The sequence below is a fragment of the Cupriavidus sp. GW823-FHT07A04 genome (genome assembly GCF_058794615.1).
Window position 1 is genome coordinate 170,529 of the sequence record NZ_JBXAHA010000008.1, and the last position, 23,945, is coordinate 194,473.

Sequence of the window (23,945 nt, forward strand, 5' to 3'; positions counted from 1 at the left end):
AAGAAGACTAACGAGAAGAAAGCCGACCCTGCCGGGCGCAGAGCAATCAGGCTTATGTGGGGCTGTGGTTTCGTCGTGCGGCCACAGTTCTGCTGGCATCTGCCGGCACCGGTTTGTAGGGCATCGCAATGGCATGGCACATGGGTTTCGTTGTGGGGCCCCTGACCTCGTGTGCGGTGACCATTCCCACATCTGCCGTTACCGGCGCGAAGCACCACGACACATCGCCCGTCAGTGGTTTCGTGGTGGGGCGGGCGCGGTGGTCAAGGTCTCGGGCATATCAACCCGGTGCCACCGCGCCCACGACGGAACCGGTGCGCCTGCAACTTCGTGGCCGGGCACGCCGCGAGCAACAGACGGCTTGAAGCAAGTGATGTCTGCTACCGGGGGCCTCACCACGAATCCCGGAGGCTGGCAGGTTCGTGGCCGGTCAAGCCGGTACCGGCAGAAGCCCGCCGGCACTCCGGGCCGTACGACGCAACCACCGAGGCCGGACAGCCTTATTGCTCTGCTCCCGGCAGGGTCGGCTTTCTTCTCGTTAGTCTTCTTTGCCGACGCAAAGAAGAGTGACCGGCAGCCCCCGCAGGGGGATGTCGTATGGCTGTTGGGTGCAAAGGCCAACGCCGCTCAAAGAAACACCGCCCCCCTCACTTAGCCACCGGCATCGTAAACTCCGCCCCCTTCCCAATACTGTCCGGCCAACGCTGCATGATGCTCTTGTAGCGCGTATAGAAGCGGATACCTTCCTCGCCGTAGGCATGATGATCACCAAACAGCGAGCGCTTCCACCCCCCAAAGGAATGCCACGCCATCGGCACCGGAATCGGCACGTTGATGCCCACCATGCCCACCTGGATCTGGCGCGAGAACGCGCGTGCCACGCCGCCGTCGCTGGTGTAGCAGGACACGCCGTTGCCGTACTCGTGGCCGTTGATCAGGTCCACCGCTTCGGCCAGGTCATGCACGCGCACCACCGACAGCACCGGGCCGAAGATCTCTTCCTTGTAGATGGTCATGTCCGGCGTGACGTTGTCGAACAGCGTGCCGCCCACGTAGAAGCCGTTCTCGTGCCCGTCGACCTTGTGGCCGCGGCCGTCGGTCACCAGCTTGGCGCCCTCTTCCACACCCTTGGCGATATAGCCTTCTACCTTGGCCTTGTGCGCGGCGGTCACCAGCGGGCCCATCTCGGCATCATCTTCCATGCCGTTGCGGATCTTCAGCGACCGCGCGCGTTCGGCCAGGCGCGGCACCAGCTTGTCGGCGACATCGCCCACCGCCACAGCCACCGAGATGGCCATGCAGCGCTCGCCGGCCGAGCCATAGGCAGCGCCGATCAGCGCGTCCACGGCCTGGTCGAGGTCGGCGTCGGGCATCACCACCAGGTGGTTCTTGGCGCCGCCCAGGGCCTGCACGCGCTTGCCGCGCTTGGTGCCTTCGGTGTAGATGTACTCGGCGATCGGCGTGGAGCCGACGAAGGACAGGGCCTGCACGTCCTTGTGCGCCAGCAGCGCATCGACGGCTTCCTTGCCGCCTTGCACCACATTGAACACACCATCCGGCAGGCCGGCCTGTTTGAGCAGGTCGGCAATCAGCAGCGAGGGCGAGGGATCGCGCTCGGACGGCTTGAGCACGAAGGTGTTGCCGCAGGCCAGCGCCACCGGGAACATCCACATCGGCACCATCACCGGGAAGTTGAACGGCGTGATGCCGGCCACCACGCCCAGCGGCTGGCGCAGGTTCCAGTTGTCGATGCCGCCGCCGATGTTGTCGGTGAAGTCGGTCTTGAGCAGGTTGGGAATGCCGCAGGCAAACTCAACGATCTCCACACCGCGGGTGACTTCGCCCTTGGCATCGGAGAACACCTTGCCGTGCTCGCGCGTGATCAGCGCGGCGAGGTCGTCATGGTGGCGGTCGAGCAGCTCCTTGAACTTGAACAGGATGCGCGCGCGCTTGAGCGGCGCGGTCTCGGACCAGGCCGGGAACGCGGCGTGGGCCGCAGCCACAGCGGCGTCCACGTCCTGCGCCGAGCCGAGCGCCACGCGCCCGGCCACGGCGCCCGTGGCCGGGTTGAAGACGTCGGCAAACCGCTCCGACGAGGCGGCGCGCACAGTCCCGCCAATGTAGTGCGCAATGTCGGCGATCTGCCGGTTCTCTGCGATGTTCACGTCAGTGTTCCTTGTCTTGACTCTGCGGCCACGGCATTCGCTGCAATCACTGCAATCACTTCAGTTCTTGCAGCACCTTCTTCACGGTGTCGAACATCTCTTCGATCTGCGCCTCGGTGATGATCAGCGGCGGCGAGAAAGCGAGGATGTCGCCGGTGAAGCGCACCAGCACGCCGCGCTCCAGGCATTTCAGGAAGGCCTCATAGCCACGCGCGCCGGGCTGGCCGGGACGCGGCTCCAGCTCGATGCCAGCGACCATGCCGAGGTTGCGGATGTCCTTCACGTGGGGCGCGCCGCGCACGGCATGCACCGCGGCTTCGAACTTCGGCGCCAGCTCGGCGGCACGGCCGAACAGGTTCTCGTTCTTGTAGATATCCAGCGTGGCGATGGCCGCGGCCATGGCCAGCGGGTGGCCGGAATAGGTATAGCCGTGCAGGAACTCGATGGCACCCGGCGCCGCGGCGTTGACCACGGTGTCGTGCACTTCGCGCCGCACCGCCACCGCGCCCATCGGCACGGCTGCGTTGTTGATGGCCTTGGCCATGGTGATCAGGTCCGGCGTGACCTTGAAGCGCTCGGCGGCGGTGGCCGCGCCCAGGCGGCCGAAGGCGGTGATGACCTCATCGAAGATCAGCAGGATGCCGTGCTTGCTGGTGATCTCGCGCAGCTTTTCCAGGTAGCCCACGGGCGGCACCAGCACGCCGGCCGAGCCGGCCAGCGGCTCGACGATGACGGCGGCGACGTTGGACGGATCGTGCAGCGCCAGGATGCGTTCCAGGTCGTCGGCCAGGTGCGCGCCCCAGGTCGGCTGGCCTTTGGAGTAAGCTGCTTCGGCAATATTCAGCGTGGCCGGCAGGTGGTCCGTGCCGGGCATCAGGTTGGCCGAGAAGGCCTTGCGGTTGGGGCCGATGCCGCCCACCGCCATGCCGCCGAAGCCAACGCCGTGGTAGCCGCGCTCACGCCCGATCACGCGGGTGCGCTGGCCTTCGCCACGGGCGCGGTGATACGCCAGCGCGATCTTCAGCGCGGTGTCGACCGATTCCGAGCCCGAGTTGGTGAAGAAGATGCGGTCCAGCCCGGCCGGCATGATGGCTGCCACCTTGGTGGCAGCCTCGAAGGTGAGCGGGTGGCTCATCTGGAACGGCGGCGCGTAGTCCAGGGTCTGCACCTGGCGGGCGACCGCGTCCGCGATCTCCTGGCGGCAATGGCCGGCAGCGACGCACCACAGGCCGGCGCAACCGTCGAGGATCTGGCGGCCGTCATGCGAGGTGTAGTACATGCCGCTGGCGGAGTCGAGCAGGCGCGGGGCCGCCTTGTACTGGCGGTTGGCGGTAAACGGCATCCACAGGGCATCGAGATCAGGGATCACAGTCTTGGCGGCATCCATACATCCTCCTCAGGAGCAATTGGCATTGGCTTGGGCGGCGGCTGGCGCCGCCCGGGTTGTCAGGTGATTCTGGTGAATGCGGCCACTGTAGCGGCCCGGCCCGGCTTAAAGAATATACGGTCGACAGAACATCGCCTTACCGTACAGTTAAGAGTGAGACAACTGTACAGATCAAGAATTGCTCGAACCGGGCGACCGCAGCCGCGGATCCAGCCACCCCGCTCGCCACAGCGGCCAAAGTCCCGCCAGCTGCCGGATTCACGTTGCAGCGCTGCAAAGCCTCGCGCCGCCGTGAGGCTTCCCACCGAACCGGTACGGCCATTAAACTGTACAGGTCCATCCTTACATGTCACGCATGCTTAACCTCGATCTTGTCCGCAGCCGGCGCAGCGGCGACACCCTCACCGAGCAGATCGTGGCGGGCATCGCCAGCCTGGTGGACCGGCGCGTGCTGCGCGCCGGCGCGGCGCTGCCGTCGGTGCGGCGCTTTGCCCAGCAGCATGGGGTCAGCACCTTCACCGTGGCCGAGGCCTACGGCCGCCTGACCGCGCTGGGCTACCTGAGCGCGCGGGTGGGCTCGGGCTACACGGTGGCACACCGCCATGCCCCCGCCGGCCAGGCGCCGGCGGCACGCTGGGAGGCACCGGGGCTCAACGCCGCGTGGCTGCTGTCGGATGTGTTCGCCGATCATTCCGTGCCGATCAAGGCGGGTGCGGGCTGGTTGCCCGGCGACTGGCTCAACGAGGAAGGGCTGCACCAGGCCATGCGCGCCGCAGCGCGGGTGCCCGCGGCGCAGGTCTCGGGCTACGGCCACCCGTACGGCTTCGCCGCGCTGCGCGAGCATATCGCCGCCGGGCTCAGCCAGTACGGCATGCCGGTGCAGGCCCAGCAAGTGGTGCTGACCCAGGGCGCCACGCAAGCGCTGGACCTGGTGGTCCGCACGCTGTTGCGCCCGGGCGACACCGTGCTGGTGGAAGACCCCTGCTACTGCAATCTGCTGCAGATCCTGCGCCTTGCCGGCTTGCAGGTGGTTGGCGTGCGCCGCACCGCCAGCGGGCTCGACACCGACGCGCTCGACCACGCCATCCGCACCCACGCGCCACGCGCGCTGTTCGTCAACACGGTGCTGCAGAACCCCACCGGCGGCACGCTCACCAGCATGAACGCGCACCGCGTGCTGCAACTGGCCGAGCAGTACCGGCTGCTGGTGGTGGAGGACGATATCTACCGCGAGCTGGCGCCGCCCGGCTCACCCATGCTGGCGGCCATGGACGGGCTTTCGCACGTGATCTACGTCAACGGGTTCTCCAAGACCATCACGCCATCGCTGCGGGTTGGCTACCTCGCGGCCAGCCCGGAGCTGGCCAAGGCACTCGCACGCACCAAGATGGCCGTGGGGCTGACGTCATCGGAAGTGACCGAGCGGCTGGTGTACTCGGTGCTGACCAGCGGCCACTATGGCCGACATGTGGCGGCGCTGGCCGAACGGCTGCGCGCCCAGCAGGACCGGATCACGGAGAAAATGGAAGCCCACGGGCTGGAGGTGATGCTGCGCCCGGAAGGCGGGATGTTCGCCTGGGCAAGGATGCGGCCGGAAGACGGCGGCGACCAGGCCGCGCTGTCGGGCAACCGCCTGGCGACGCTGGCGCTGGAGCATGGCATCTGGCTGGCGCCAGGGTCTTACTTTGAACCGGAAGAAGGCGACTCGCCGTGGATACGGTTCAACGTGGCAACCAGCGATGAACCCGCGCTGTGGCGATTTTTTGACGCGCTGCGCAGCAGGCAGGCGCAAGGCGCGGAAACGGAATCCACCTCCCGCGGCCTGCACGCCCCGCGCGCAGGCATGGTCAGGCTGGCCTGAGCGTCATGGCTTCAGGCCAAGCCAGCCACGTTTGCAGGATCAGAAGCGATAACGCACGTAACCCGTGTAAAAACCGCTGCCCGGATTGGGCTGCTTGATACCGGCGTTGGAGACGTGCTGGTAGCGGAAGCCGGCTTCGTACGCGGTCTTGGGGCCAAAGGCCATGCCCACGCCGATCATGTCGGAGAACTGGAACAGGCTGCCGGAGCGGTGCTCGTCGGAGGTGGCCTTATGGCTCATCATGCGCACGCCGACGGAGGCTTCCAGGAACGGCACCAGCGAGCCGCCGCGCTTTTCCACGCGCAGGATCGGCGAGAAGCCGAATTCGGTCACATTCTGGTGATTGGTGCCGCTGCGGGCGTTCCATTCGGCCAGTTCGGCCTCCCACTGCAGCTTGGCCAGCCAGCCCTGCGGGTTGCCCCAGGCAAAGCCGGAGTCCCAGTTCACGCCAACTTCGTACTTGTCGATGTTGTGGCCGGGATCGCGGCCAAAGGCCACGTGCACCCCTGGATCGGCGTGCGCGGCAGCGCATGCGCCGAGGGCAGCCATGGCGCCAAGCGCCTTGATACGTGTTGCAAGCCGACGGGCAAGGCCGGCGTTCTTCTTATCGATGGTCATGTGCATGGTGGGTGGTAATTACCGCGAAGAATGGCAAGTCCTAGCGAAAACCTTGCCACCTCCCAGCGGCAAAGCCGACCACCCGTACTCAGGACCAGAGGCGTTCCACCACCCAGCCCGCGGTCACGCAGATCGCGAGCCAGGCGCTTAGGCACCCGGCAATAAATCGGTAAGTCATGGTCAATTTCCGCAACAATCGCTTAGGGACAAGCGAATCATTACGGAATTATACATCCGTTCATGAATGTATGTTGAGGCAGGAGAAATCGGGCTAGGGCTCAACGTATCGGTGAGCGATTATGCACCTCCGGGACGGCACATGCTTGCGGCACCGCGGGGCTGTTGCCACGCCGCGTCAATCCCCCCGCGCCACGGCGCTTTGGCCCATGACCGCGGCGAAATCCGTTGCCGGCATCGGCCGGCCGAGCAGGTAGCCTTGCGCCGCGTCGCAGCCCTCCTCGGCCAGCAAGCGCTGCTGGGCTTGGGTCTCCACACCTTCCGCCAGGGTTCTCATGCCCAGCGAGCGCGCCAGCGCGATGACCCCGCGAATGACCGCCAGGGCCTCGGGTGCGCTGCCGAGGACTGCAACGAACGATTTGTCGATCTTGAGCGTCGCAACCGGCAGGCGCGTCAGGTAGGCCAGGCTCGAGTAACCGGAGCCGAAATCGTCCAGCGAGGCGCTGATGCCGCAGTGCCTGAGCTCGTCGAGCGCCGCCGCGGCACTGTCGAGGTCGGTCATCAGGGTGTCCTCGGTGACTTCCACGTCCAGCAGCCCGCATGGCACCTCGTGCTCGCGCGCGAGGTCCGCCAGCAAGCCAGCGAGCCCCGGCATGACCAGCTGCCGCGCTGACAGGTTGAGAGAGATCCTGGGCACCGTCAGGCCGGCACGCCGCCAGGCCGCTATCTGGCGGCACACGGCGCGCATGACCCACAGCCCCACCGCCGGCTCCAGCGGGGACTCCAGCAGCACATCGAGAAAGGCGGCGGGAGGCAGCAGGCCGCGCGTTGGGTGCTGCCAGCGCAACAACGCCTCCGCGCCCGCCAGCCTGCCATCCGGCAGCGACCACTGCGGCTGGAAGTGAAGCACCAGCTGGTCGTCGGCCATCGCGGCATGCAGGTCGGCGCGCAGCTGCAGGCGCTGCCGCAAGCCTTGGGCAAGGTCCAGGTGGAAGACGCGGAACTGGAAACGCCCCGCAGCCTTGGCCGCATACATGGCGGCATCGGCGTGGTTCAACAGGGTGTCAGCGGTGTCGCCAGCCTCGGGCCATTGCGCGATCCCTACGCTGGCACCCAGCAGCAGCGTGTGGCCGTCCACCTGGAATGGCTGCGACACGCCGGCCAGGATGGTGCCGGCAAAGCGCTCGGCCTGTCCCGGCCGCGCGTCGCGCAAGATGAACACGAACTCATCGCCGCCGACGCGCGCGACAAAAGCCGAAGGCGCCAGCAGCGCGCGAAAGCGCTCGGCGACCTTGCATAGCAACGTGTCGCCCACGGCATGGCCAAAGGCGTCGTTGACTTCCTTGAAGCGGTCGAGATCGACGAACAGCACCACCACCCCGGCCGCTTGCGGCGCTTGCGCCTGCATGCCGGCCGGCAGCACGGCTACCTGGGCTTCTGCAGCCTGCGCCACCGCGCGCGCCAGCACCTGCGTGCAGCGCCGGCGGTTCGGCAGGCCGGTCAGGTAGTCGTGGTCGGCATGGTATTCCAGCTGGGCCGACTGCTGCCGTTCGCGGCTGACGTCGCGAAAGAGCACGGTAAGGCCGTTGGCATCGGGAAAGGCGCGCGCTTCAAACCAGCATGCCAGCGGGGCATAGTAGGCGGTACAGGTGCGTGATGCGCCGCTGGCAGCAGCCTCATGAAACGTCCGGTAATACGCCGAGCCAATCAGGTCTGGATAGCACTCCCAGATGCCGCGCCCGTCGAGATCCTTACGGGTGCGCTTGAGCCAGCGCTCCATGGTCTGGTTGGCGTAGGCGAATCGCCACTCGCGGTCGAGCGACATGACGCCATCCGCGACGCTATCGAGCATCGCGGCAAGATGCGTGGGCAACGCCCCGGCGGGCGGCGTGCTCGTGGGATTGGCATGACAGGGCAAAAGTGGCGCGCGCTGGGGAGAGTCGTCCATGTCGAGGGGGGTCGTCCGAGCACCGTATGAATCACGGTTGACAAGGCGGCAGGTGGCAGGCGTCGGCCGCATTTTATCCTCGAACACCCCGCACCGGTATGCCGGCGCGGGCCTTTGGCCCAAGGATTGCGCACCAGTGCCCGCCACGATGCCCCCCGGTCACATACGGTTTCCCCCCACTATCCCCCCGCTATCCCCGCTTGTCGCTGGCGTCACGCCACGGTTGCGTACTCCAGTGTCTTTGGCGTCTTCACGATGACCTCCGGGCGCTCGCCCACCACGACCGTATCGTCGAGCCGGAAGCCGCCCAGCCCATAGACATAGATGCCCGGCTCGGCCGAGTAGACCTCGCCGTCCAGCAGTGCGCGCGTGTTGAAGGCCATGTCCTCCGGATACTCGTGCAGCATCAGCCCGACCGCGTGGCCGGTGCGGTGGAAGATGTACTCGCCCAGCCCCGCGCGCTCGATCACGGCCTGCGCGGCGGCGTCCATGTCGCAGACGCGCCGGCCGGTCACCGCGGCCGCCACCGCCGCGTCGGTGGCCTCGGCGGCAACCTGGTAGCAGCGTGCCTGGCGCTCGTCCGGTTTGCCGCAGAACCACGTGCGCTCGTTCTCCACGTAGTAGCCATTCAGGCGCGGCAGGATCAGGTTGACGATGGTATCGCCAGCCGCGATGCGCGCGCCGCACGCGGCGCCGTCGCCGTGCGGCGAGGCCGAGGCCGGCCCCGTCAGCGTCCAGCATTTGAGGATATCGAAATCCTCGCCGGGAAAGCGGCGCGCGGCCTCCTCCACCATCAGCGCCGACATGGCATGGTCCAGCTCCTGCACCAGCCGCCCCGGCTGAATGTTCTCGCGGTAGCGGTCCTGTACCCAGTCGGTCAGGCTCCCAAGCTCGCGCATCACCTGCAGTTCTTCCGCATGCTTGACCCAGCGCATGGCGCGCATCTCCGCCATGGCCGGGCGCAGCGCGAGCTCCGGCAGGTAGCGCTGCGCCGCCGCGAGAATCGGGTGGGCCACGTCCACGGCAATGCGCGAGCCGCCCAGCCCGTGCGACGCCAGCAGCGACGCCACCACCTCGGGCAACTGCGGCGCTAGCGCCAGCCGCTGCGACACGCGCGGATGCTCGGCGTAGTAGGTCACGTCGCGCAGCCAGACCTTGTCCTTTTCCGTGCACAGGCGCATGTGGTTGGTGGACAGCTCGTTCATCACGGCGAAGGGCTCGCCGTTGCGCGGCACGAACACGAAAACGGGGCGCTCCCACGGCCAGACATCCAGCTGGAAATTGGTGGCGAACTGGAAGAAGTCCGGCGTGCTGAACACCAGCGCGTCGACGCGGATGCGGTCCATCAGCGCGTGCATCATTGCCAGGCGATAGTCGCGCACGGCGGTCGTGATCTGGGGCATGTCTAGTCTCCTTGGTTCCTTGCTTCCTTGGTAATGGGTGCGGGCGGGTGCGGGCGGGTGCGGGCGGGTGCGGACACATCCGCCCGGGATCAGAGGGCGATGCCGAGCTTGCGGATCATGGGGCCCCAGGCCTGCGCGTCGCGCTGCATATGGCGCTCCACTTCGGCCGGTGGCCCCTTGATCGGGTCGAGGAACTGGTTGGCCAGCTTGTCCTTGAATGCCGGCTCGTCCATGGCCGCGTTGATGTCGGCGTTGATCTTCTGCACCAGCGCCGCCGGCGTGCCGGTCTTTGCGACGATGGCGTACCAGCCCGGCACCGCCACGTCGTAGCCAAGCTCCTTGAAAGTCGGCACATCGGGCAGCGCGGCCAGGCGCCGCTCGCCGGTCACGGCCAGCGCCACCAGCTTCTTGCCGGCGATATAGGGCTGCACGCCCGCCACCACATTCATCATGGCCGGCGTCTCGCCCGACATCAGGCTGGTTGAGCCGCCGGCGCCGTTGAACGGCACATGCTGCAGCTTGATGCCGGCGCGCTCGGCCACCAGCTCCATGGCCAGGTGCGTGGAGTTGCCGATGCCGCCGGAGGCGTAGCTGATGCCGCCCGGCCGCGCCTTGGCGAGCCGCACGAATTCGGCAAAGCTGGTGGCGTGCATCGCCGGCGCGACCACTAGCACGAACGGCGAGTTGGCCAGCATCGCCACGCCGGTCAGGTCGCGTTGCGGCACATAGGGCAACGTGGGATACAGGAAGGGATTGAAGGCCAGGTTGGACACGCCCGCGAAGAACAGGGTGTAGCCATCGGCCGGCTGCTGCAGCACATAGTTGATGGCCAGCACGCCGTTGGCGCCGGGCTTGTTTTCCACAACAACGCTGCGTCCCCAGCGCTTGCCCAGCGTTTCGGCCAGCGCGCGCGCGAGCACGTCGTTGCCCGTTCCGCCGGCCTGCGGCACGACCAGCCTGACCGGGCGCTGCGGCCAGTCCTGCGCCCAGCCGGCCGCGCCACATGCCATGCCCGCCACGGCGAGCGCGGCGCTTAGTATCAGTGTGCGTCTGTTCACTTCGATCTCCTCTCGCATCCCTTGAGCGGCACCCTCGCATCGAGGTGCATGCGGTTTACTGTACCATGTGGTACATGAGGAGGGAAAAAAATTTTCGGGACTGCGGCGCCGACGCCGGCGCCGCATACGGATCAGGCTTCGGGTGCGGATTTCGCGCCCGGGGCCCCAGGCGCATTCAGCATGCGCGCGAAGTACTTCAGCGCGGCAGTGGTGCCCTTGCGATCGCCCGTGGTGACGAGATCCAGCAACAGGCCGCGCACGGTGGCGACCTCGATGCGAGCCCGCAGCTTCGCCTCGCTCGTGCTCAATCCAAGCTGCTTGTGAAAGCGCTCGGTCAGCGCGCCGGTCCAGCTGCCGATCACATCGTCGAGGAACACCTGGAAGCGTTCGCGATCGCGAATGGCGCGGCCGTAAATCTCGAACAGCAACTGGATGATGGGCAGGTAGTTGTCCGCCGAGTAGCGCGCCCAGGCTACCTCCAGCGCCCGTGCGGGATCGGACTCGCTGGCGGCCAGGCTGGCGCGCGCATCCAGCTCGGCATGGCGGATGCGGCGCAGCACCGCCTCCCAGAACTGGTCCGCCGAGCCGAAGTAATAGATCAGCATGCGGTGGCTGGTGCCGAGCGCCTCGGCGATATGGCGCAGCGACAAGTCGCCGATGCCGTGCTCCAGCACGTGGTTGACGGCGCCGTCGAGCAGCTGGATGGCCTGGTCGCTGGCAGCGCGGCCTTGCGCGAGTGTTTCGAGCCTATCGAGCGTCTCGGTGGCAGCGGCGGGATTCTTGCGGGGCGGCATGGACTGGGGAAAGCGTTCGGTTGGGCACAGGGGCGAAGACAGCGAGTGTAAGCCAGCCCGGCTCGCAGCGCATTCGCCCGTTGCATCCCTAACCTGCGCCCAGCAGGAAGGGCAGCGTCTCGTCCAGCAGCAGCGCCGGCACTTCCTCGGCCATGTAGTGCCCGCACGGCAGGCTCTTGCCGCTCACGTTGCGCGCCACCTTGCGCCACTCTTCCAGCGGCGCGAAGCAGCGGCCTACCGCGCCCTGCTCGCCCCACAGCGCCAGCATCTCGCACTCGACCTTGCGCCCGGCGGCGAGGTCGGCACGATCGTGTTCGAGATCGATCGACGCGCTGGCTCGATAGTCCTCGCACAGCCCGTGCGCCGCGCCCGGCAGGCTAAGGCAACGCAGGTACTCCGCCATGGCCGCCTCGGTAAACGGCGCCAGGCCGGCGCTGCGGCTGCCCATGGTGCTGCGCAGGTAGAGCGCCGGATCGGCCTCGATCAGCGTCTCGGGAAACGGCGCGGGCCGGATCAGGAAGAACCAGTGGTAGTAGGCCAGCGCGAACTGCAGGCTGGTCTGCTCGTACATCGCCAGCGTGGGCGCAATATCCAGCGTGACCAGCCGCTGCACGGCATCCGGATGATCCACCGCCATGCGGTGCGCCACGCGCCCGCCGCGGTCATGCGCCATCACCAGGAAGCGCTCGAAGCCCAGCGCGCGCATCGCCGTGACCTGGTCCTGCGCCATGCTGCGCTTGCTGTAGTTGGCGTGGTCCGGCAGCCCGGCCGGCTTGCCGCTATCGCCGTAGCCGCGCAGGTCGGTGGCGACCACCGTGAAATGCCTTGCCAGCGTGGCGGCCACCTTATGCCAGATCACATGCGTTTGCGGATGGCCATGCAGGAGCAGCAAGGCCGGGCCCCGGCCACCGACGACAGCGTGGATCTCGACGTCGCCACATGGAATGCGATGCTGCGTGAATCCTTCGAACACGTTCCGTCCTCCTTCAGGCGGACAGCCGCGCCATGGTCTTGGCGGCGACGTCCTGCAGCCAGGGCTGCGACTGGTGATGGCGCCGCGCGAACGCGGCGATTTGCGACGACTGTGCCAGCGTTGCGCCGATCATGTCCAGTCCCTGGCGAAACATGGTGCGGTGGCGCTCGGCCAGCGTGAAGGCAAAGCGCAGCGCGCCGGCGCTCACCGACATCGCCGCGAGGTCGATCTCGATCCGCGCAGGCGCGCCGCCCGACACCGCGGCCATCAGCGCATCCACTTCTGCCTGCGGCAACATCACCAGCAGCAGCCGGTTGTTGATCGCGTTCGAGTAGAAGATCTCGCCAAAGCTGGGCGCGATCACCGCGCGAATGCCGTATTGCTGCAGCCCCCAGACGGCGTGCTCGCGGCTCGATCCGCAGCCAAAGTTCGGGCCGGCCACCAGCACGCCCGCGCCCTGGTACCGCGCCTGGTTGAGCGCGAACTCCGGGCGCGGCACGCCTTGCGCGTCGAAGCGCATATCGTAGAACAGGCCACGGTCCAGCCCGGCCTTGTCGATGATGCGCAGGAACTGCTTGGGCATGATCTGGTCGGTGTCGAGGTTGCCGATGGGCAGCGGCGCGCCAAGCGCGGCGATCAGGTCGGAATCGTAGTCAGGCATGGCATCAGGCATTGGTTTGCTCCAGGCGGCGCACATCGGTGATGCAGCCGGTCAGCGCCGCCGCGGCGGCCATGGCGGGACTCATCAGGTGGGTGCGCCCGGCGCGCCCCTGGCGTCCCTCGAAATTGCGATTGGTGGTGGAGGCGCAGCGCTCGCCGGGCGCGAGTACGTCGTCGTTCATTGCCAGGCACATCGAGCAGCCCGGCTTGCGCCATTCGAAGCCGGCGTCCAGCAGCACCTGCGCAATGCCTTCGTCCTCGGCCTGCTGGCGCACCGCGCCGGAGCCCGGCACCACCATCGCGCGCACGCCTTCGGCCACCTTGCGCCCGCGCACGATGGCGGCCACAGCGCGCAGGTCTTCGATGCGCCCATTGGTGCAGGAACCGATGAACACGCGCTGCACCGGCAGGCCTTCGAGCGTGGCCCCCGCCTGCAGGCCGGTATAGTCGAGCGCCTTGGCGGCAGCGCTGCGCGCCGTGTCGTCGATGGCATCCTCCACCGGCGGCACGCACGCGTCGATGGGGATCGCCTGGTCGGGGCTGGTGCCCCAACTCACATACGGCGCCACGCTGCTGGCGTCGAACACCAGTTCGCTGTCGAACCTGGCATCCGCATCGGAATGCAGCGCCCGCCAGCAGGCCAGCGCGCGCTCGCGCAGCGTGGCATCGATATCGGCGGCGCGGGCCAGCACGTATTCGATGGCCGCCGCATCCGGCGCGATCAGCGCGCCACGCGCGCCGGCTTCCACCGTCATGTTGCACAAGGTCATGCGCGCCTCGATCGACAGCGCGGCAATGGCGCTGCCGGCGAACTCCACCACATAGCCGCGCGCGCCCTGCGCGCTGATGCGGCTGATGATATGCAGGATCAGGTCCTTTGCGGTGGCGCCACGCGGCAGCACACCGTCCACGCGGATGCGCATGTCCTTCGCCACGCGGTACACCAGCGTCTGCGTGGCCAGCACGTGCTCCACCTCGGATGTGCCGATGCCAAAGCCAAGCGCGCCCAGCGCGCCGTAGGTGGTGGTGTGGCTGTCGCCGCACAGCACCACCATGCCCGGCCGGATCATGCCGTGCTCGGGCGCGATCACGTGCTCGATGCCCTGCAGCGCGTCATCGGTATCGAACAGCGCGATGCCGTGCTGGTCGCAGTTGCGCTTGAGGTTGCGCGCCTGCAGCGCCGAGGCGGGATCCTGGATGCGGCGCGGGCTTTCGGCGTGGGTGGGGATGATGTGGTCCACCACCGCCACCTGCTGGCCCGGCGACGGCACGCCCCGGCCCTGCGCGGCCAGCCCGGCAAAAGCCTGCGGACTGGTGTATTCGTTCATCAGGTGCAGATCCGCGTAGAGCAGCACGTGGTCGGCATCGAGCGCGGCCACGGTGTGCGAATCCACCAGCTTGCGATAGTAGGTAAGGCCTGACATGGGACAGCCTGCTTGATATGCGTTGAAAAAATGCGCGGCAGAAAGCACCGCGCCTACTCCGGCGTGATGCCGGCCTGCTTGATCTGCGCGGCCCAGCGCTTGATTTCCTTGTGCAGCATGGTGTCGGCCTGGGACGGGCTCATGGTCAGCGGCTCGAAGCCTTCCTTGAGCAGGCGCGCTTTGATCTCCGGCGCGGCCAGTGCCTGGTTCAGCGTCTGGTTGAGCTTGGCGATCACCTCCTTGGGCGTGCCGGCCGGCGCGCTGACGATGAACCAGGTCTCGAAGGTGTAGTTGGGCAGGCCCGCCTCGGCAATGGTGGGCACATCGGGCAGCAACGCAGAGCGCTTGGGCCCGGTCACCGCCAGTGCGCGCAGCTTGCCCGCCTGCACCTGCGGCAGCGCGGCGGAGAGCACCGGGAAGCTGAGCTGCACCTGGCCGGCGATGGTATCGACCATGGCCGGGCCGCCGCCCTTGTATGGCACGTGCAGGATGGCCGTGCCGGACTCGGACTTGAACAGCTCCGCCGCCATGTGGAAGGTACTGCCGGTGCCCGCCGAGCCAAAACTCAGCTGCCCGGGGCGGCTCTTGGCCAGCGCAATCAGTTCCTTCACATTCTTGGCCGGCAGGCCGTTGGTCACCACCAGCACATGCTGCGAGGTGCCCATGGTGCCAACCGACGTCAGGTCGCGCTCGGTGTCGAACGGCAGCCTGGCGAAGAGCGAAGGATTCACCGCCAGCGCCACGTTGTTGATGGCCAGCGTATAGCCATCGGGCCTGGCCTTGGCGGTCTGGTCCATGCCGATATTGCCCGAGGCGCCGGCACGGTTGTCCGCCACCACGGGCTGGCCGAGTTGCCGGCCCCACGCTTCGGTGACCAGCCGCGCGGCGATGTCGACGCTGCCGCCCGGAGCGAACGGCACGATCAGGCGAATCGGGCGCGCGGGAAACGTCTCGGCCGAGGCCACCGCCGGCGCGAGCGCAACTGACAAGGCGACAGCACTCATGGCGAGCGGCATCCGGCCGATCCGGCAGATCCGGCGGGCGATGGCGGTAAAGCGGTTCATGTGGGGTCTCCTGGGTGGCAGGCTGGCTGCCAGGGAACGCCCCCGACGCCGCCGCGCTTATTGAGATGCCAGTTTAACCATTGAACCCACCGCTATAATTTCATCCAAAGACTTTCATTCAGTCGTCCAATTCACCAATCAGGCCTCGGACCGCATCGTGGATAACTTCTCCGACCTCGCCTTCTTCGTCACCCTGGTCAAGCGCGGCAGCCTCGCCGGCGCGGCCCAGCAGTTCGGCATCACGCCGTCGGCCGCCAGCAAGCGGCTGACGGCGCTTGAAACGCGGCTCGGCGTGCGCCTGCTCAACCGCACCACGCGCCGGCTGAGCGTCACGCAGGAGGGCGAGGCCTACCTGGCGCAGGGCGCGCGCATCCTGGCCGAGCTGGAGGAACTGGAGCAAGGGCTTGGCGGCAGCCGGGTGGCGCCGCGCGGGCTGCTGCGGGTCAACGCCACGCTGGGCTTCGGCCGGCGCCACGTGGCGCCGGCGGTGGGCGCCTTCCTGCTGGCCTGCCCGGAGGTGGAGGTGCAGCTGGAACTCACGGACCGGCCGCTGAACCTGGCCGAGGCGGGCTTCGATGTCGGCATTCGCGTGGGCGATTTACCCGATGCGCGCCTCACCGCCCGGCCCATCGCGCACAACCGCCGCCTGCTATGCGCCGCGCCGCGCTACCTGGCCAGCCACGGCGAACCGGCGTCGCCGCGCGAGCTGCAGCAGCACCGCTGCATCGTGATCCGGGAGAGCGACGCCACCTACGGCACCTGGCACCTGCGCTCGGCCAGCCGCCACGAAGCCGTAAAGGTGCGCGGGCCGGCCAGCACCAACGATGGCGAAGTGGCCCTCGGCTGGGCCTTGCAGGGCCACGGCATATTGATGCGCTCGGAATGGGAGGTGGCGCCGATGCTCCGCTCGGGGCGGCTGCGCCAGGTGCTGACCGACTGGGAAACGCCGCCAGCCGATGTGTTCGCCGTCTTCCTCACGCGCGACCACCTCACGGCCAAGGTGCGCGCGTTCGTGGACTTTTTGGCGGAGCACTTCGCGGCCCACCGGATGGCGGGCGCGCCCTATAGTGGCTGGTAGCCCGCTCAGGCCATGCCGCGCGCGAACACCAGCGCCAGCCCGGCGCCTCCGCAAGCGAGGATGACCGGGATCACGCCGGCCTTGAAGCGGAACAACGCCACCGCCGCGGCCAGTCCGATCAGCGCGCACGGCCACTCGAAGCGCCCTTGCAGCCCGGCGGGCCACAGCACGTGATAGGCAAAGAACACCGCCAGGTTGACGATCACGCCAACCACCGCCGCCGTGATGGCAGTCAGCGGCGCGGTGAACTTCAGGTTGCCGTGCGTGCTCTCCACGAACGGCCCGCCCAGCAGGATGAACAGGAACGACGGCAGGAAGGTGAAGAACGTCACCACCGTCGCCGCCGCCACGGCCGACGCCACCACCGCATCGGCACCGAACACCGCCTGCGTCCAGCCGCCGACGAAGCCAACGAAGGCCACCACCATGATGAGCGGGCCGGGCGTGGTTTCGCCCAGCGCCAGGCCGTCGATCATCTGCGGCGCGCTAAGCCAGTGGTAGTGCGCCACCGCGCCCTGGTTGACATAGGGCAGCACCGCATAGGCACCGCCAAAGGTCATCAGCGCGGCCTTGGTGAAGAACCAGCCCATTTGCGTGAGCGTGCCCTGCCAGCCGTAGCGCCAGGCCAGCGCGCCCAGCGCCAGCCCCCAGATCGCGAGGAACACCGCCAGCACCAGCCCGAAGCGCTTCCAGGTAAACATCGCATGCTGCGGCGTGGGCGTGTGGTCGTCCAACAGCGCGGGGCCAAAACCGGTCTTGCCCGCGCCATGGCCACCCCCGCTGGCAAAGCGCGCCGGCGCGAACCGGCCGCCCGCGTAGCCGATCAAGGCCGCGACCAGCACGATGACCGGGAACGGCAATTCCAGCGCGAAGATGGCGACGAACGAAGCCGCCGCGATCGCCCACAGCCAGCTGTTCTTCAGCGCCCGCGAGCCGATGCGCCACGCCGCCGACATCACGATGGCCGTTACCGCCGGCTTGATGCCATACAGCACCCCCGCCACCGCCGGCACCTCGCCAAAGCGCATGTAGATCCACGACAGCAGCATCAGGATCAGCAACGAGGGCAGCACGAACAGCCCGCCCGCGATCACCCCGCCCCAGGTGCGGTGCATCAGCCAGCCGATATACGTTGCCAGCTGCTGCGCCTCTGGCCCGGGCAGCACCATGCAGTAATTAAGCGCGTGCAGGAAACGGCTCTCGGAGATCCATCGTCGCCGTTCGACCAGGTCCTCGTGCATGATGGCGATCTGCCCGGCCGGGCCGCCAAAGCTGATGAAGCCCAGCTTGAGCCAGTACCAGAATGCCTGGCGCAAGGTGATGGCGGCCGGGGCGGCGGTGTCTGGCGTGGTGGTCGTAGCTTGCATGGGAGCCGATGTGGGAATGGTGTCCAGCAACGGGCTGGGTGCCTAAAGATAGCAGAGGCTTGTGTCAGCATGCTGCCAATCACCCACGCGGCCGCATGGAGGATACGGCCCGCGATCATGACGGCGCGGCCAGGGCGCACCACCGCCACGCCTGATCACACCTGCTCACACCGGAAGCTCTGACCTAGCCCAGAGCGCGCTGCGCGGCCGCAACGGCAGCTGTGCGGGTTTCCACGCCGAGCTTCTCGTAGATGTGCTCGAGATGCTTGTTGACCGTGCGCGGACTCATGCCCAGGATCTCGGCCACGTCGCGGTTGGTCTTGCCGCGCGCCACCCACACCATCACCTCCGCCTCGCGTGGAGTCAACTCGCTTGGCGCCGCCGATTCGCTCGTTGCCGCCTGCGCGGCCAGTTCCACCACCATCACGCCTGCCGTCACGGCGGTCAGCCTGCGCAGGCGCAGTCCGCCCAGCGGCAGGCCCTGCATGCTTGCGTTTTCCTGCAATGCCCACAGCGTAGCCACCAGCTGCGCTGGCAACATCTCGCCCGGCAGCCCCTGCGCCCAGCCCTGTGTCTGCAGCAGGGCTGCCGCGCTAGCGTTCATCCACATCAGCTGCCCGCCCGCATCCGCCGCCAGCATCGCGACCGTGCTGCTCAGCACCGCCGCGCGCGCACTGCGCGCCAGCCGCGCCTTGGCCGCGTGCGAGCGCACCCGCGCCACCACTTCGGCAATCGCCACCGGCTTGGTCACGTAGTCGCACGCGCCCACCTCGAAACCGCGCACGATGTGACCGGTCTCGCCCAGCCCCGTCATGAAGATCACCGGCAGATCGGCGTGACGGTCCATCAGCGCCGCGCAGGTGGCAAAGCCATCCATGCCCGGCATGTCCACGTCGAGCAGCACCGCGTCCGGCTCGAAGAACGCCAGCGCGTCGAGCGCGGCGTTGCCGCTGTGGGCGGCGTGCACCGCCATGGCTTCGCCGCCGAGGGCGCGGGTGAGCAAGCCGCGCGCGTCGGCGTTGTCGTCCACCACCAGCACGCGGGTCTGCAGCTCAGGAACGGGAATCATGGAGCGCCTCGCCAAGTGAATGTGTCAGTGCAGCGCCGTCGATGCGTGCCAGCGCGAGCATGCGCGCCGCCCATGCGGCGGCTGCGTCCGTGCCTTCGGCCAGCTCGGACAGCTGCGCCTCCAGCGCGCGCTGGCGGCCGGTGGCCCCGAGCAGCAGCAACTCGCGCAGGAGCTCCGAGGATGGCAATGCAGCCGCCGCGCTCTCGCGCAGCGCCACGCTGGCCAGCGCGCGCCGCACCACCTCGATCAGTTCGGGCTCGCGCACCGGTTTGCTGACAAAGGCAAAATAGCCGTGCGTGGCGCGCGCCTCCTCGGTGTTCTCGTGCGCGTTGGCCGAGACGATCACCACCAGCGGGGCACGCGGCAGCGCGCGCAGCAGGCGGCACAGGTCCCAGCCGGATGCATCGGGCAGGTTCAGGTCCAGCAGCACCAGTTGCGGGTCCAGGCGCTGCACCGCGGGCAGCACCGCCGCGCCCTCGCCCACCGCATCGACCACGAGCCCCAGCGGCGCCAGGAAACCGAGCAGCACCGCGCGATGCGCCGCGCGATCGTCCACCACCAGCACGCGCGCATCGGCCGGCAACCGCGTGCCCACCGCCGCGGGCCTGCGCGCCACCGGCGCCGTCACCGTCGGCAGGTAGAGCCGCGCCGTGAACTCGCTGCCGGCGCCGGGCGCGCTGCGCACGCGGATCTCGCCGCCCATCAGGTCGGCCAGCAGCCGCACGATGGCCAGGCCCAGCCCGATGCCATCGCGGTCGTCGTGGCCGCCGGCGCGCTCGAAGGGATCGAAGATGCGCTCCTGGTCCGCGGCGTCGATGCCGGGGCCGGTGTCGCTTACCACGATGGTGGCCATCTCGCGCTGGTGCCGCACGGCCAGCGTGACGGCACCCTGCTCGGTGAACTTGATGGCGTTGCTGACCAGGTTGATGACGATCTGGCGCAGCCGCTTCGGATCCCCGTGCACGTGCGTGGGCAGCACGCCTTCAACGCGGTAGTGAAAAGCCAGCCCGCGCGCCGCAGCGAGCGGCCGGAACATCCGCACCAGTTCGCCGAACAAGCCCTCCAGCGCCACCGCCTCCTGCGCCAGGCGCAGCTTGCCAGCCTCGATGCGAGACAGCTCCAGCAAGCCATCGACCAAGCTGGAAAGATGCTCTCCCGCACGCCCGATGGTGCGCACGTCCTCGCGCAACGCGGGCGGCAGCGGCCCCGCGCGCAACAGCAGTTGCGAGTAGCCGAGGATGGAGTTCAGCCCGGCGCGCATCTCGTGGCTCATGCCGGTGATAAAGCGGCTCTTGGCCAGGTTGGCTTTCTCCGCGACCTCCTTGGCACCTTGCAGCAGCGCGTCGGTGTGGCGGTGCGCATCGATTTCCTTTTGCAGCAGCATGTTCTGCCGCTCCGACTCCTCCTGCGCCACGCCCCGGCTCTCGTTGGCCAGCACCAGCCACCACGCGGCCACCGCCGCGAACAGCAGCAGCCCGGCGAAGATCTTGATGAACAGCCCCGTGCGTGGCAACGCCGCCAGCGCGCCCGACAACTGCTCCTGCGTGTACAGCAGCCACAGGAAGGTGCCGAACACAAACACCATGCCGGCCAGCACCAGGCAGAACTGGCCGATGCGGCGCGCCATCACCGGCGGCGTGCCGACCGGCAGCACCCGCGTGAGCGCGGTGACGATCTGCTCCTGCGCGCTGGCGCCGGGCTTGCAGCGGTCCCCGCACCGCGCGTCCAGCGTGCAGCACAGCGAGCAGATCGGCCCGCGATACGCCGGGCAGGCAGCCACGTCTTCCACCTCGAACGGATTGCGGCAGATGGTGCAGCGGACCACCTTGTGGCGCGGGCCAAAATCCACTGGTGTGCGCGCGATGAAATAGCGGCTTTGCGTGGCGAACGCGATCAGCGGCGGGATGACGATGGCCAGCACCAGCGCCACCCCGATCGACGCCGGGCGCAACGTCTCGCCGAACGCACCCAGGTGGACCAGCATCGATCCTGCCGAGGCCATCATCATGGCGCCGAAGCCAGCCGGGTTGATATCGAACAGGTAGGCGCGGCGAAACTCAATGGTGCGCGGCGACAGCCCGAGCGGCTTGCTGATGAGGAGATCCCCGACGATGGCGCCGACCCACGCCACCGCCAGGTGCGCGTAGAGCGCCAGCACCTGCTCCAGCGCCTCAAACACGCCCATGGCCATCAGCATCACGGCAATCAGTACATTGAACGCCAGCCACACCACGCGGCCGGGATGGCTGTGCGTGAGCCGCGCGAACACGTTCGACCACGCCAGCGATCCGGCATACGCATTGGTGATGTTGATCTTGGTCTGCGACAGCAGCACGAACAGCCCGGTCAGCACCACCGCCACCCAGCCCGGCCACGCTCGCCCAAGCGCGCGCGAGAAACCGGCCAGGTACATCTGCGTGGGCTCCAGCGCGTGCGAGATCGGCACCTCGGCCTGCAACGCCACAAAGGCGAGAAATGCCCCGCCCGCCATCTTGGCCGCGCCCAGCACGATCCAGCCCGGGCCGGCGGCAATCAACGCGCTCCACCAGCGCCAGCGGTTGCTCGGCGTGAGTTCCGGCATGAAGCGCAGGAAATCCACCTGCTCGCCAATCTGCGCGATCAGCGCGGCGGTGACCGTGGCGGCGGCGCCGAAGGCATGCCACGAGAAGCCATCGCCTTCGGCCAGGCGTCCGTTGAAGGAAAGGAAATCCGTGTAGAGCCCCGGCTCGCGCCACCAGATCACCGCGTAGGGCAGCGCCAGCAGCAACAGCCATGCCGGCTGGGTCCACAACTGGATGCGCGAGATCAGCGTGACGCCGTGCGTGACCAGCGGGATCACCACCATCGCCGACAGCAGGTAGCCCAGCGCGCGCGGCAGCCCGAACAGCAGCTCGAAGGCCTGCGCCATGATGGCCGCCTCCAGCGCAAAGAAGATAAAGGTGAAGCTGGCGTAGATCAGCGACGTGATGGTGGAGCCGAGATAGCCAAAACCCGCGCCGCGCGCCAGCAGGTCCATGTCAACGCCGTTGCGGGCCGCGTAATAAGAGATCGGCAGCCCGGTCAGGAAGATCACCAGGCTCACCACGCCGATGGCCCACATCGCATTGGTAAAGCCGTAGCTCAGCGTGATGGCCGCACCGATCGCCTCCAGCGCCAGGAAGGCCACTGCACCAAAAGCGGTATTGGCCACGCGAAATGCGCTCCACTTGCGGAACGTCCTTGGTGCAAAACGCAGCGCGTAGTCCTCCAGCGTCTCGTCGGCGACCCAGCGGTTGTAGTCGCGCCGGATCTTGCTGATGCGCTGTACGGGCTGGCTGGCGGCTGGCATGGGGGCGGTGACTCCGGAGGGTGCGCGCGTGGGCGTGTCGGCAGATGCAAGAGCTGTGCCGAGCACCGTGGTGAAGGGCACCAATCGTAACGCCCGTCACTCGCCCGGGGGGCGCATGCACGTACGTTGAATGACGTATGGAAGCTAGCGCTGCGCTGCACCATGATCCAGCCGCAGGGTCATTCACAGCCACCGCTAACCGGCCAACGCCGTCTTACCTCACCACGCCTCCAAGGAGCGTCGATCATGCGTGACAAAGAAACGAACGGGTCCCTTTCTTCCCAAGATGCCGATACCCGTACCGATGCCGCCGGCGCGGTCTCGCGGCAGCGCCGGCGCATGATGCAGGGCCTGGCCGCGCTGCCGGCCCTGTCGCTCGCCGGCGTGGCCGGCCTCAGCGGCTCGGCACGCGCGGCGGTGCCGACCGCCGTTGCCAACACCACCAGGCTGGCCGTCACCGACACCGAGGTCACCGTGGGCCAACTGCACTCGGCCACCGGCACCATGGCGATTTCCGAGACCGGCTCGATCCAGGCCGAGCAACTGGCCATCGACCAGATCAACGCGGCGGGTGGCATCCTCGGCCGCAAGATCAAGGTCATCAAGGAAGACGGCGCCTCCGACTGGCCCACCTTCGCCGAGAAATCCAAGAAGCTGCTGGTCAACGACCGCGTGGCGGCCGTGTTCGGCTGCTGGACCTCCGCCTCGCGCAAAGCCGTGCTGCCGATCTTCGAAAAGGAGAACGGCCTGCTCTACTACCCGACGTTCTACGAAGGGCTGGAGCAATCGAAAAACGTCATCTACACCGGCCAGGAAGCCACGCAGCAGATCATCTGGGGCCTGGACTGGGCGGCAAAGCAGAAGAACGCCAAGAGCTTCTTCCTGATCGGCTCCGACTACATCTGGCCTCGCACCTCCAACAAGATCGCGCGCAAGCACATCGAGAACTTCCAGAAGCTCAAGGTGGTGGGCGAGGAGTACTACCCACTCGGCCACACCAACTTCAACTCGCTGATCAACAAGATCAAGATCGCCAAGCCGGACTGCATCTACGCCATCGTGGTGGGGGGCTCCAACGTGGCCTTCTACAAACAGCTCAAGGCCGCGGGCATCACCGCCGACAAGCAGTTCCTGCTGACCATCTCTGTGACCGAGGATGAAGTGCTGGGCATCGGCGGCGAGAACATCGCCGGCTTCTATGCGGCCATGAAGTACTTCCAGTCGCTCGACAACGCCAACAACAAGTCCTTCGTCGATGCGTTCAAGACCAGGTACGGCGCCAAGTCCGTGATCGGCGACGTGACGCAGGCCGCTTACCTCGGCCCCTGGTTGTGGAAGGCCGCGGTGGAGAAGGCCGGCTCCTTCGACATCGACAAGGTGGTTGCCGCTTCCCCCGGCATCGAGCTGAAGACCGCGCCGGAAGGCTATGTGAAGGTCGACCCCAACCACCACCTGTGGAGCAAGACGCGCGTGGGCCTGGCGCAGCTGGACGGGCAGTTCAAGGTGGTGGCGGAATCGCCTTCGCTGATCCCGCCCAATCCGTTCCCGAAGGGCTACCAGTAAGCGGATTG

The 23,945-nt window shown here is 67.6% G+C and carries 17 protein-coding genes; 3 read left to right on the forward strand and 14 right to left on the reverse strand.

All coding sequences use genetic code 11. From position 1 onward, the window contains the following. Positions 1-647: 647 nt before the first annotated feature. Together AC1Q7Q_RS15770 and aptA are read right to left on the reverse strand one after the other, a co-directional pair. Entirely contained in the window at positions 648-2,165 is a 1,518-nt protein-coding gene (locus AC1Q7Q_RS15770; RefSeq protein WP_492375593.1) for a CoA-acylating methylmalonate-semialdehyde dehydrogenase, read from the reverse strand. A gap of 55 nt (positions 2,166-2,220) precedes the next feature. Beyond that, on the reverse strand, positions 2,221-3,552 hold the full coding sequence (aptA, locus tag AC1Q7Q_RS15775) for an omega-aminotransferase AptA (RefSeq protein ID WP_492375592.1): 1,332 nt from the start codon (positions 3,550-3,552) through the stop codon (positions 2,221-2,223). A 355-nt stretch (positions 3,553-3,907) separates the two neighbouring features. Here aptA and AC1Q7Q_RS15780 point away from each other — a divergent pair, with 355 nt between their 5' ends. Further along, on the forward strand, positions 3,908-5,413 hold the full coding sequence (locus tag AC1Q7Q_RS15780) for an aminotransferase-like domain-containing protein (RefSeq protein WP_492375604.1): 1,506 nt from the start codon (positions 3,908-3,910) through the stop codon (positions 5,411-5,413). Positions 5,414-5,452: 39 nt separating this feature from the next. Here the strand turns inward: AC1Q7Q_RS15780 and AC1Q7Q_RS15785 are convergent, their stop codons facing one another. The 9 genes from AC1Q7Q_RS15785 to AC1Q7Q_RS15825 all read right to left on the reverse strand — a co-directional run bounded on the left by AC1Q7Q_RS15785 (position 5,453) and on the right by AC1Q7Q_RS15825 (position 15,532). Further along, a complete protein-coding gene (locus AC1Q7Q_RS15785) occupies positions 5,453-6,031 on the reverse strand; it encodes an acyloxyacyl hydrolase (protein ID WP_492375591.1) in 579 nt (192 codons plus the stop codon). A gap of 355 nt (positions 6,032-6,386) precedes the next feature. After that, positions 6,387-8,156, reverse strand: a complete 1,770-nt coding sequence (locus tag AC1Q7Q_RS15790) for a putative bifunctional diguanylate cyclase/phosphodiesterase (RefSeq protein ID WP_492375590.1) — start codon at positions 8,154-8,156, stop codon at positions 6,387-6,389. A 212-nt stretch (positions 8,157-8,368) separates the two neighbouring features. Then, positions 8,369-9,559: a M24 family metallopeptidase gene (locus tag AC1Q7Q_RS15795; protein WP_492376847.1), complete on the reverse strand. Its 1,191-nt coding sequence runs from the start codon at positions 9,557-9,559 to the stop codon at positions 8,369-8,371. A gap of 89 nt (positions 9,560-9,648) precedes the next feature. Beyond that, the gene (locus tag AC1Q7Q_RS15800) at positions 9,649-10,617 is read right to left on the reverse strand and encodes a Bug family tripartite tricarboxylate transporter substrate binding protein (RefSeq protein ID WP_492374786.1); all 969 of its coding nucleotides are present in this window, start codon (positions 10,615-10,617) and stop codon (positions 9,649-9,651) included. A 131-nt stretch (positions 10,618-10,748) separates the two neighbouring features. Continuing rightward, positions 10,749-11,411 carry a TetR family transcriptional regulator gene (locus tag AC1Q7Q_RS15805; protein ID WP_492374785.1) on the reverse strand — a complete coding sequence of 221 codons (663 nt, stop codon included), beginning with the start codon at positions 11,409-11,411 and terminating at the stop codon, positions 10,749-10,751. An 88-nt stretch (positions 11,412-11,499) separates the two neighbouring features. Further along, positions 11,500-12,384, reverse strand: a complete 885-nt coding sequence (locus AC1Q7Q_RS15810; protein ID WP_492374784.1) for an alpha/beta fold hydrolase — start codon at positions 12,382-12,384, stop codon at positions 11,500-11,502. A gap of 13 nt (positions 12,385-12,397) precedes the next feature. Beyond that, entirely contained in the window at positions 12,398-13,057 is a 660-nt protein-coding gene (leuD, locus tag AC1Q7Q_RS15815) for a 3-isopropylmalate dehydratase small subunit (protein ID WP_492374783.1), read from the reverse strand. Then, entirely contained in the window at positions 13,050-14,468 is a 1,419-nt protein-coding gene (gene leuC / locus AC1Q7Q_RS15820; RefSeq protein WP_492374782.1) for a 3-isopropylmalate dehydratase large subunit, read from the reverse strand. The genes leuD and leuC overlap by 8 nt, the downstream gene beginning before the upstream one ends. Positions 14,469-14,521: 53 nt before the next feature. Continuing rightward, the gene (locus AC1Q7Q_RS15825) at positions 14,522-15,532 is read right to left on the reverse strand and encodes a tripartite tricarboxylate transporter substrate binding protein (protein WP_492374781.1); all 1,011 of its coding nucleotides are present in this window, start codon (positions 15,530-15,532) and stop codon (positions 14,522-14,524) included. Between the two features lie 157 nt (positions 15,533-15,689). Between AC1Q7Q_RS15825 and AC1Q7Q_RS15830 the strand changes: the two genes are divergently transcribed. After that, positions 15,690-16,610 carry a LysR family transcriptional regulator gene (locus AC1Q7Q_RS15830; protein ID WP_492374780.1) on the forward strand — a complete coding sequence of 307 codons (921 nt, stop codon included), beginning with the start codon at positions 15,690-15,692 and terminating at the stop codon, positions 16,608-16,610. A gap of 5 nt (positions 16,611-16,615) precedes the next feature. Here AC1Q7Q_RS15830 and chrA read toward each other — a convergent pair whose 3' ends face one another. The 3 genes from chrA to AC1Q7Q_RS15845 form a co-directional block, all read right to left on the reverse strand. Further along, on the reverse strand, positions 16,616-17,977 hold the full coding sequence (gene chrA / locus AC1Q7Q_RS15835) for a chromate efflux transporter (protein WP_492374779.1): 1,362 nt from the start codon (positions 17,975-17,977) through the stop codon (positions 16,616-16,618). 184 nt (positions 17,978-18,161) lie between these two features. After that, positions 18,162-19,046: a response regulator gene (locus AC1Q7Q_RS15840; protein WP_492374778.1), complete on the reverse strand. Its 885-nt coding sequence runs from the start codon at positions 19,044-19,046 to the stop codon at positions 18,162-18,164. After that, on the reverse strand, positions 19,030-22,374 hold the full coding sequence (locus AC1Q7Q_RS15845) for a hybrid sensor histidine kinase/response regulator (RefSeq protein WP_492374777.1): 3,345 nt from the start codon (positions 22,372-22,374) through the stop codon (positions 19,030-19,032). Before AC1Q7Q_RS15845 ends, AC1Q7Q_RS15840 begins: the two co-directional genes overlap by 17 nt. 339 nt (positions 22,375-22,713) lie before the next feature. Between AC1Q7Q_RS15845 and urtA the strand changes: the two genes are divergently transcribed. Continuing rightward, on the forward strand, positions 22,714-23,937 hold the full coding sequence (gene urtA, locus AC1Q7Q_RS15850) for an urea ABC transporter substrate-binding protein (protein WP_492374787.1): 1,224 nt from the start codon (positions 22,714-22,716) through the stop codon (positions 23,935-23,937). Positions 23,938-23,945 lie beyond the last annotated feature (8 nt).